The organism is Fibrobacter intestinalis (assembly GCF_900167415.1).
Lineage (GTDB): Bacteria > Fibrobacterota > Fibrobacteria > Fibrobacterales > Fibrobacteraceae > Hallerella > Hallerella intestinalis.
Genome location: NZ_FUWU01000023.1, coordinates 39004 through 47860 on the forward strand (window position 1 = coordinate 39004; position 8857 = coordinate 47860).

The window sequence follows — 8857 nt, forward strand, 5'->3', positions numbered from 1 at the left end:
TCGGGATAGTCTTCGAGTGCAATGTTGATTACGCAATCTTTGCAATTTTCTAGATCAAAAGCAAACAGGGAATTTGCCAACAGGGCGAACAGGGCGATGAGGAAAATGGGGTTGCGCAAGGAAGGCTTCATTTGGAAAATTTCCTTTAGTCTTGTTCCAAAGTCGGTTTGATGTAACTAGAATGTTTGCCGCTATATTTATAAGACTCGTAGAGTCTTCGTGCTTTTTTATATGTATTTCTGGCATTTTCTGCTTGATTCTCTGCAAAAAATCGTTTAAGTTCCTTATAGCGGTGTTCTGACGCCAAAATAGACAAAGAATCCAGTTTCTCTAGTGTCTTCTCAAGGTAATCCATATAGTTTTGCAGGTGCATCTGGTAATAGGGCGAAAGGGAATCGATCAAATCCTTGAACTGGAGGGTGTCGAGTTTATCGGGGTCGTCCTTTGGGCCTATACGATGCAAATCATCTACAGCAAGAATTTCTTCTTTCGAGTTTTGAATCCAAATGTATCCAGTTAGAGCCTTCTCCCTTTCTATAAAAGGCGTCTTTGTCATAGGATTTAGCGGAGAATGTGCTTTGAACATCATGTGACTGATTTTTCCGCGAAGAAAGCTGGCGTACATATTGATGTGAATGGTTTCATTTTTATCCGTTTGGCAATTCAAACAAGAGAAAACCGTGAAATCCGAGAAAAAAGAGGCCGCAACTTGTTTTTTTGCTCCGGGAAATAGAACTTTCAGGGGAACTTTGGTGCGATGTTTTTTTGCCGGATTATCGTCATCTACTTGTGCATAAAAGCAGATGTCAAGACCCGTCAGGTAAAGAGTCGAGTCTTGAAGCTTGTATCGCCCGGCGATGCCGCTTAATGGCCGCGAGGATTTTTCTCGGAAGAAATCCTCTAGAATAGGAGAAAACAATCCCTTCCACTCATAGCCTCCGTATTCTAGAATATCTTCACAAGGAGACAAATAATGTCGCTTGAAGTTGAAATCCTGTACATCTTCTTCGGATGGGTAAAATGGTTCTTCTGGAGAGGAAGACGCAAACAGGGAATTTGCCAACAGGGTGAGCAGGGCGAAGAGGAAAATGGAACATCGAAAGAGGTGATTCATTGGGAAAAACCTTCAAATGGAATCATTTACGAAAGGAGAAAAGCAATTCTAAAAACGGGTCGGAGATGCACACTACTTGCCATTCTTCTTTTTCTCCGAAGACTGTTTCTGCTTTTCCTTTGCGAGGGAATCCAGATAGTTCCGCCGGTGCTTCTGGTAATAGGGCGAAAGGGAATCGATCAAATCCTTGAACTGGATTGTGTCCAGCGGATACTTGTAAAAATGGTCCCATTTTTTCTCAAGACGAAAGAAATCTTCCTCTATGAGATCGTATTCTTTTTTGTTGTCCAAGTACCAGAACTTTCCATTAAAAGAGCCGCCGCACAATGGAAAATACTTCTTTGTAATGGGATTTATCGGTGAATTCGAAACGAATGCCTTATGTGAGATTTTCCCGCGTTCGAAAGTGATTTCCATATTCATATAGTTCGTGCTGTCTCCATTTGTTTGACAGTTCAAACAGGAGTACTTCATATAGCCAGTGACAAAAGACGCCATGATGCTGTCTTTCGCTCCGGGAAACAACAGGTTCAAGGGAACCTTTGTATGGAATTTCTCGTCTGGATAAAAACCATCGGCTTGCAAAAAGAAACAGATGTCCAGCCCCGTCAGGTAAAGAGTCGAGTCTTGCAGCTTGTACCGTCCGGCGAGACCGCTTAATTGGGATGATTTTTTTTCCAAGAAGAAATGGTCCAAAAGATTCGTAGGAGAAATCCCCCCCCACTTAAGTCCTTCATATTCCAGAATGTCAAAACAGGGTATCGAATAATGCTGTTTGAAATTGGAATCCTGTATATCCTCTTTGTCGGGATAGTCTTCGAGTGCAATGTTGATTACGCAATCTTTGCAATTTTCTAGATCAAAAGCAAACAGGGAATTTGCCAACAGGGCGAACAGGGCAAAAAGGAAAATGGAACATTGAAAGAGGTGGTTCATTGGGAAAGTTTTCCTTCGTAATAGTCTAATGAGGGAAGAAAGTAGTTAGAACCTTTTGCATAGTTTTCATAAAAATTATAGATCCATTTTGCTAGATAAAGCCTATTTGTGGCGGTATTTGGCGGATTTCCTTTAAAAAATTTCCGAAACGCATCAATGGGGCGTCCAGACGCCGGAATGCCCAGCAAATCATCAAAATGCATCTGCTGCACATAAGCGTCAAATTCAACGTCAATATTATGTTCCTTGTTTGGACCGCTATGGTAGAGGGAACTCCACTCCGGATTGTTCCTTTGCCATACATGGCGGAATTCGTGCAAAAGATCGGACTTCATTCTGTCCGAAACGAAGGGACCTTGGGGGGAGAGTAAATGATAGTTTATGCCTACTTCATAACCATCGTCCTTTTGAACCGTGTAGCCGCCAGGGGCTTTTTGGGAGGGATCCGTGGCAAATATGTTCAGATAGGTCGGGACGTCTTTCATCTCGTAGAGCCACGTCGCATCCGCGCGTTTTGCCTTATATATGGCCGCAAGTTCATTAAAAAGCGCAAGCCGGTCTTCCTCTGTTAAACGCAACAGGGACTTATTTGGGGTAATTTGCCCTGCTTCTTGCATTTTTTCGACAATGCCCTGTAGCTTCCTATTCAAAGCGTCCATCCGGATTTGTTGCAGAATTTTGCTGGCGAGGACACCGAATTCGTTCACCATCCGCGCGTTGTAATTGTCGTAGAGGGTGTAGATGACGTCATCCGAAGCATTTTTTTCGGCAAAGAACTTGCTTTTCGAATAGCGCCGGGCCTTTTCTAAGAGAAAGTTGGCGGCATCTTGCTGTCCGCTAAAATCCTTACCCCGCAGGACTTGGTCCGCAATGGCTGCAGCGGTGATTTCGTTGATACCAAATTGGACCTTCTCCAAAAGCAGACTTAGGATGTTGTCGTAGTTTTCCTGGAATTCCTGAACCCGACGGGGAAGGTCTTCTGGAAGATCGACTTGCAGAAAGTCGTTGGGGATGACTTGAGAAGTTCGGTTCCCTGTGGTTGTTTTATCCGAGAAGGCGGTAGCGCGGTTCGCCCATTCTTTGTCGCGGATGTCTGCATTATAGGGATTGATGCCGAGAGCGTCTGCATAGTTTGCAAGCCTCTGCCGGATGCCCCGGACGATTTCCCGCTTCACATCGCTCAAAATGGGATTTTTCTCGAAAAGGGCGAGGTGCTCTGAAATATCTCGTATATCTTCAAAAGTTTGGGGAGTTTCGTTTCTTTTCGCCTTTTCCAAAAAATCCAGGACTCTTTCTGGAAAGTCCGTTGCTGGTAAATTTCCCCGAACAAACTGGATGGTGGCGTAGTCTGCACAGTTTTTCAGGGCATTTAGCTCGTTCACGTCGAGAAAGTCCGTTGAATTTTGGTTCAGATTTGCCTGGATGGAGTCCAGATGGGCTTTGTCTAAAAAGCGGTCGGATGTAAATGGCATTAGCACTCCTGGATTGTTTGTCGCGTAGATCCGACGGGGGGATCTCGCTTATCTAAAATATATTCTTTGCTATTTGTTTTGGCAAGTTTTTGGGGACGTAATCCGTCCCAGCGAGGAACGCCAGCGACCCATGAGCCTTGGAAGCTCTGCTTCCTTTAGGCGAATTGTGCAAAGCCATAGCAATTCATATGGGCACCTCGTCATTGCGAGGAGCAAAGCTCCATGGCAATCTAGTCTGCAAAAAAAAAGGATTGCTTCACCCCTGCGGGGTTCGCAATGACGTAAAAACAACAGCCTGCACAAGGAGCGCAAGCGGGCAGGCAGTCCTATCTGCAAAAAAAAGGATTGCGCCTCGCCGGGTGCTTTCGCTACTATCAATGACTCGAGAGGAATATGCCGCTCCCGAATTATTTTATATTATCCCTAGACATTTTTTTAGAGTATTTGCTCTTATTCTCGTCACTGAAACCTAGACAATTTCACCCGAAAGAGAATAAGACGAACGCTCACGCGAATATGCAAGGGAATGCTGCATCGATGCTGCATTTTTAGGCGTATTTCGGCAATGGCAAAAACGGAACGGCGTTCGGCTGTTTTTTGGAATTTGCTTTTTGTCGCCTATTTGGGGCGTGAGTTGTTTGTGCTTGTTTTTCGGTAGGCTTATGTCTAGGGCCGCAGTGACGACAAGCGCATTCAACTTCACGCCTTTTTGTTTTTAAATGTGATGTTCTGTGCGGAATGGGAGCGGGCTCTTGGAGCGCCCATGACCAAGAACAGCAATCTGCACCAGGCGAAGAACGCCAAGAAAGACGAATTTTACACGCAGCTTTCGGATATCGAAAACGAGCTGAAACATTACAAGGAACATTTCCGCGGCAAGACCGTCCTTTGCAACTGCGACGACCCGCGGGTGAGCAATTTCTTCCATTACTTCAGTTACAATTTCGAGCAGCTGGGATTGAAAAAGTTGATTACGACTTGTTACAAAAATCAGGAGCGGGATTTGTTCAGCCAGAACGATTCAGAGCGGGCGATTTGGCTGGAATACTTTGGCGACAAGAACAACAACCGCGTGCCCGATCCCGAAGAAATCGGCATTCACCAGTTTGCCGGGGACGGTGACTTTCGCAGTGGGGAGTGCATTGAACTTTTGAAACAGGCGGACATTGTGGTGACCAATCCGCCCTTCTCGCTTTTTCGGGAATACGTGGCGCAGCTGATGGAATATGGGAAAAAGTTCGTGATCATCGGAAACCAAAATGCAATTACATATAAAGAAATTTTTCCGCTATTTAAGGAAAGTAAAATTTGGTTGGGAAGTTCGCTTTCCTATGCGGCATTCAAGGTTCCGAGTTCCTACGAAGAAAAATCCAACCGTTTCTGGATTGATGAAAGCGGGCAGAAATGGCGCAGTATGGGAAACATTTGCTGGTTCACCAATCTGGATATTCCCAAACGCCACGAGAATCTGATTCTTTACAAGCATTACACGCCAGAAGAATATCCGAAATTCGACAATTACGACGCTATCAACGTGGACAAGGTTGCCGAAATTCCCTGCGATTACGACGGCGTGATGGGCGTGCCGATTACGTTTTTGGATAAATTCAATCCGGAGCAGTTTGAAATCGTGGAGTTTCGGAAAGGAAACGATGGTAAGGATTTAATATACTGCACAAATGGGGGGGGGGCAGTGCGACCTTACTTCAGAATACTCGTCCGTCGATGCCGATAAGTGGGCTTATGAACAATCCCAAAGATACGGTGGTGAATGGCAAAAGCAAGTATGCAAGAATTCTCGTTCGGCGACGTCAATTCCCGGAATGATAAAAAGCTCGGAAGGAAAAATCAAAGGAAGAATTACTTATGCTCGCATTTGTATTCGTCAAAGGAAAGCGTGATGTTTAGGGAAAGCGACATCCCTGTAGCTTTTCATGGATTTGATAAAAAGGCGGTTTCCTTTGGCTTCGGGGTTTTAGGGGTGTCCCCTAGGCCAGGGGGTAGCGGAAAATTTTCGGGCGGGCTTGCCTGCACGAAAAGTTGGAGCGAGGGGGACGTGCCCCCACCAAAAAAAATTTCAAAGGAGTTTTAGATGAAAATTGAACTGCATCAAATTACCGTCCGCGATTTGACGGCGGGCTACCGGGACAACGCGGAAAACGGCGTGGTGGGTTTTGGCGGAAAGCTGGATATCCGTCCGCCTTTCCAGCGTGAATTTGTTTATAATGAAAAGCAGCGGGATGCGGTCATTGACACGTTGGTGCAAGGGTTTCCGCTGAACGTGATGTATTGGGCGGTGCGGGATGACGGCACTTACGAAGTAATTGACGGGCAGCAGCGAACCATTTCGATTTGCCAATATGTGAACGGCGATTTTGCCCACCTGTTCCGCTATTTTCACAACTTGCAGGACGACGAGCGGGAAAAGATTTTGAATTACGAGTTGCAGGTTTATATTTGCAGCGGGAGCGACAGCGAAAAACTCAAGTGGTTCAAGACGATTAACATTGCGGGCGAGAAATTGACGGAGCAGGAGTTGCGCAATGCGGTTTATCCGGGGAGTTTTATAAACGATGCCAAGCGCTATTTTAGCAAGAACGGTTGTCCGGCGGCGAAAATCGGCGGCGACTATTTGACGGGTTCCGCCATTCGGCAGGAATATCTGGAGACGGCGTTGGCGTGGATTTCCGACGGGGATATCGAAGGCTATATGGGAAAGCACCAGCACGATCCCAATGCGGCTTCGCTGTGGCAATTTTTCCAGTCGGTGATGACGTGGGTGGAAACCAGCTTCCGACCGACGAAGGAAAGGAAGAAAATCATGAAGGGCGTGGACTGGGGCGCGCTTTACAAAAAATACAAGGACGAAGTTTTGGACGGAGCGAAAATCGACGGGGAAGTGGCCCGCCTTTTGCTGGATGACGATGTGACGAAAAAGTCCGGAATTTATCCGTTCATTTTGACGGGTGACGAAAAATATCTTTCCATTCGCGCGTTTACGGAATCTCAGAAACTCGCCGCATACGAACGGCAGAAAGGAATTTGCGCCCATTGCGGGAATCGTTTTGAACTTTCCCAGATGGAAGGGGATCACATTACGCCGTGGCACGCGGGCGGCAAAACCGTTCCGGAAAATTGCCAGATGCTTTGCCGGGATTGCAACCGGCGAAAAAGCGGAAAGTGAGGGGGAGTGTAGATTGTGGGATGTTTTTTACGACGGAGACGCGGCATTCACCCGAAGAATATTCGTTCCAGCGACCCGTCATTGCGAGGAACGTCAGCGACATAGCAATTCATATGGGCACCTCGTCATTGCGAGCAAAGCCCCATGAGCCTTGGAAGCTCTGCTTCCTTTAGGCGAATTGTCCCTTTCAGGGATACTTCAACTACGGAATCAAAGATTCCAAGTTTCAGGGATGCAAAGCCCCATGAGTCTTGGGAACTTGTTCCCTTAGACGAATTGTCCCTTCCAGGGATACTTCAACTACGGAATCGGAGATTCCTAGTTTCAGGGATGCGCAGCCGAAGCAATCTTGGCTGCGGGAAAAGGATTGCTTCTACACTTCGAGTATAACTCCACTAAGGTAACAAAGTTACCAAGTGTCGTATATCCACATAGAGGATAACTCCACTAAGTCAATAAATTGACAAGTGTCGTATAACCCCTTTGGGGTTCGGGGTGACGGTCGCTTTCAAATGAGGCAGATTTTCTCCTTGGCGGGTTCGCAATGACGAATACTACTAGTCTCCTCGAAGATAATGCCTGCAAGCAAGCTTGCTGCGCAACATTCGCCTTGCACGCTTTTGCAAAGGCTCCCTTCCAGGGACAATTCGTCTAAAAGAGTAAAACTCTTAAGACTCATGGGCAGCCCCTTTTCCCTTCACCCTATCCCCCGCCACGCTTGGCGGTGGGAAGTTTTGGTTTTGTGGGGTGGAATTGGATATTGCGTCATAGCGAGAAGGGGGAATTCGGTTATCAGTTATTAGTTTTCAGTTGTCAGTTTCAACCCTCAACTCCCAACTACCAACTACCTCCTCCTGATTACTAGTCGCTAACCATGGTTCGACAACCGGTTGCTGAGCCTGTCGAAGCACACCAACCAAGCAAATCGAGGTGGAATTTTGTATATAAATCCCCAAAAAACATCGGAAAATTGCTCGGACAGTTTGTGGGCAAACGGAAAACTGCCCGAAAATCTTCAGCGGGCTTGTGGGCAAATGGAAACGGCTACAAAATGTGCAGATGGACGATTTTTCTTTGAACACGCCGGAACGCGCTTCAAGCGGAATTCTTTTTGAAAAGGGGAATTTGGCAGCGCATTTTGTGGGCGGTAGAGTGCGGGCAAAAACTGCCTTTTGCGATGGCGGATGACATGCGCTGGATCAATGAAGTGGACGGTTGGTTCTCTCCCCATTCCTCGTAGGCTAGCTCGCTGTTTCTTAAAAAGATTTTACAAAAATCTTATGCCCGGGCGGGCCGTTTTTGCGTAAATATACTGGTGCGTGATGCAAATCACGTTCAACAAATCATTCACAAATGGAGGAAACCTTGAAAAAACTTTCGTCAAAATTGCGCACTACCGAAATCGATAGCGCAAGCGAAGCTGTCATCCGTCTGTATAAAGAGTTCGGCGAACTTGAAAAGGATGCCTTTTTGAAGATTGCCATGGCGGAAATCGAATACCTGTCGGCACAAATTACGAACGCTATCATGCAGAACCGGATTTTAAGCAAATTGGATGACGCCGACAGCGTTCGCGATAAAGCGGTAAAGGAGCTGGGCCTCTTCTTGATGGCTATGCAGTCATTCCCGTCGAAGAGAAGCGCTCTGCAGCCAGAAATTTACAGGCGGTTTTTGCCAAATATGGCAAGGGGATTGTGAACAAGAGCTACGCCAGCGAATTCTCTTTGATTGAAAGCATGCTGGGGGATTTTGACGCCCCGGAACTTTCCGCCGATATTGAATCTCTTGAAGGGGTTGCCACTTGTTTGAAGAGTCTCCGCGAAGCCGAGGACACTTTTAAAAAGGTGAGCGATAATTAGTCAGCCCTTAAAAAGTCACTTTGCGAACGCAAGATAAGGACGTTCGCATTTTTTGTTCATTCCGTTCCACAGAAGGCAAAAACAGTATAGCCATTCCAACAGGGCAAAAAAGCGCCTCATGGCCCTCTTGAAGTTGAACGCTGCCGCAGCAAGCTTTGCATTGAGCATGTCGCCAAAGATTCCCTTGTAGAAGTTGCGACCCATGCGGTGGTCGCTCTTCAAGTGACCATTGATTGGTTCGATGCCAGCCCTCTTGCAAAAAAGCTTGTGAGCCTTTTTCTTCTGGTAGTAA

8 protein-coding genes and 1 pseudogene are annotated in these 8857 nt (G+C 46.5%); 5 read left to right on the forward strand and 4 right to left on the reverse strand.

Features of this window, described 5'->3' with window-relative positions:
- Positions 1 to 145 precede the first annotated feature (145 nt).
- The 3 genes from B5D40_RS07810 to B5D40_RS07820 all read right to left on the reverse strand — a co-directional run bounded on the left by B5D40_RS07810 (position 146) and on the right by B5D40_RS07820 (position 3522).
- Complete coding sequence (locus B5D40_RS07810) at positions 146 to 1114, reverse strand: hypothetical protein (protein ID WP_078776470.1); 969 nt, start codon at positions 1112 to 1114, stop codon at positions 146 to 148.
- 72 nt (positions 1115 to 1186) lie between these two features.
- Positions 1187 to 2050, reverse strand: coding sequence for a hypothetical protein (locus tag B5D40_RS07815; protein WP_078776471.1), 864 nt, complete (start codon positions 2048 to 2050; stop codon positions 1187 to 1189).
- Positions 2047 to 3522, reverse strand: a complete 1476-nt coding sequence (locus B5D40_RS07820) for a hypothetical protein (RefSeq protein ID WP_078776472.1) — start codon at positions 3520 to 3522, stop codon at positions 2047 to 2049. Before B5D40_RS07820 ends, B5D40_RS07815 begins: the two co-directional genes overlap by 4 nt.
- A 763-nt stretch (positions 3523 to 4285) precedes the next feature.
- On the opposite strand from B5D40_RS07820, the gene B5D40_RS07825 reads away from it, so the two are divergent.
- From B5D40_RS07825 to B5D40_RS15645, 5 genes are all read left to right on the forward strand, one after another.
- Positions 4286 to 5257 carry an adenine-specific methyltransferase EcoRI family protein gene (locus tag B5D40_RS07825; protein ID WP_078776478.1) on the forward strand — a complete coding sequence of 324 codons (972 nt, stop codon included), beginning with the start codon at positions 4286 to 4288 and terminating at the stop codon, positions 5255 to 5257.
- A 357-nt stretch (positions 5258 to 5614) separates the two neighbouring features.
- A complete protein-coding gene (locus B5D40_RS07835) occupies positions 5615 to 6706 on the forward strand; it encodes a GmrSD restriction endonuclease domain-containing protein (RefSeq protein ID WP_078776474.1) in 1092 nt (363 codons plus the stop codon).
- Positions 6707 to 7817: 1111 nt separating this feature from the next.
- On the forward strand, positions 7818 to 7946 hold the full coding sequence (locus B5D40_RS16320) for a hypothetical protein (protein ID WP_255404491.1): 129 nt from the start codon (positions 7818 to 7820) through the stop codon (positions 7944 to 7946).
- A gap of 125 nt (positions 7947 to 8071) precedes the next feature.
- Positions 8072 to 8404, forward strand: coding sequence for a hypothetical protein (locus tag B5D40_RS07840; protein WP_143394548.1), 333 nt, complete (start codon positions 8072 to 8074; stop codon positions 8402 to 8404).
- Positions 8329 to 8565 carry a DUF6261 family protein gene (locus B5D40_RS15645; RefSeq protein ID WP_233134373.1) on the forward strand — a complete coding sequence of 79 codons (237 nt, stop codon included), beginning with the start codon at positions 8329 to 8331 and terminating at the stop codon, positions 8563 to 8565. Before B5D40_RS07840 ends, B5D40_RS15645 begins: the two co-directional genes overlap by 76 nt.
- 15 nt (positions 8566 to 8580) lie before the next feature.
- Here the strand turns inward: B5D40_RS15645 and B5D40_RS16490 are convergent.
- Positions 8581 to 8857: pseudogene (locus tag B5D40_RS16490) on the reverse strand (hypothetical protein); the annotation flags it as partial.

Excerpts from the sequence above, each read along its gene's own strand:
- B5D40_RS07825 (WP_078776478.1), top strand. The coding sequence starts at position 4,286 with ATGACCAAGAACAGCAATCTGCACCAGGCGAAGAACGCCAAGAAAGAC.
- B5D40_RS07820 (WP_078776472.1), bottom strand. The coding sequence starts at position 3,522 with ATGCCATTTACATCCGACCGCTTTTTAGACAAAGCCCATCTGGACTCC.
- B5D40_RS07815 (WP_078776471.1), bottom strand. The coding sequence starts at position 2,050 with ATGAACCACCTCTTTCAATGTTCCATTTTCCTTTTTGCCCTGTTCGCC.
- B5D40_RS07810 (WP_078776470.1), bottom strand. The coding sequence starts at position 1,114 with ATGAATCACCTCTTTCGATGTTCCATTTTCCTCTTCGCCCTGCTCACC.
- B5D40_RS07835 (WP_078776474.1), top strand. The coding sequence starts at position 5,615 with ATGAAAATTGAACTGCATCAAATTACCGTCCGCGATTTGACGGCGGGC.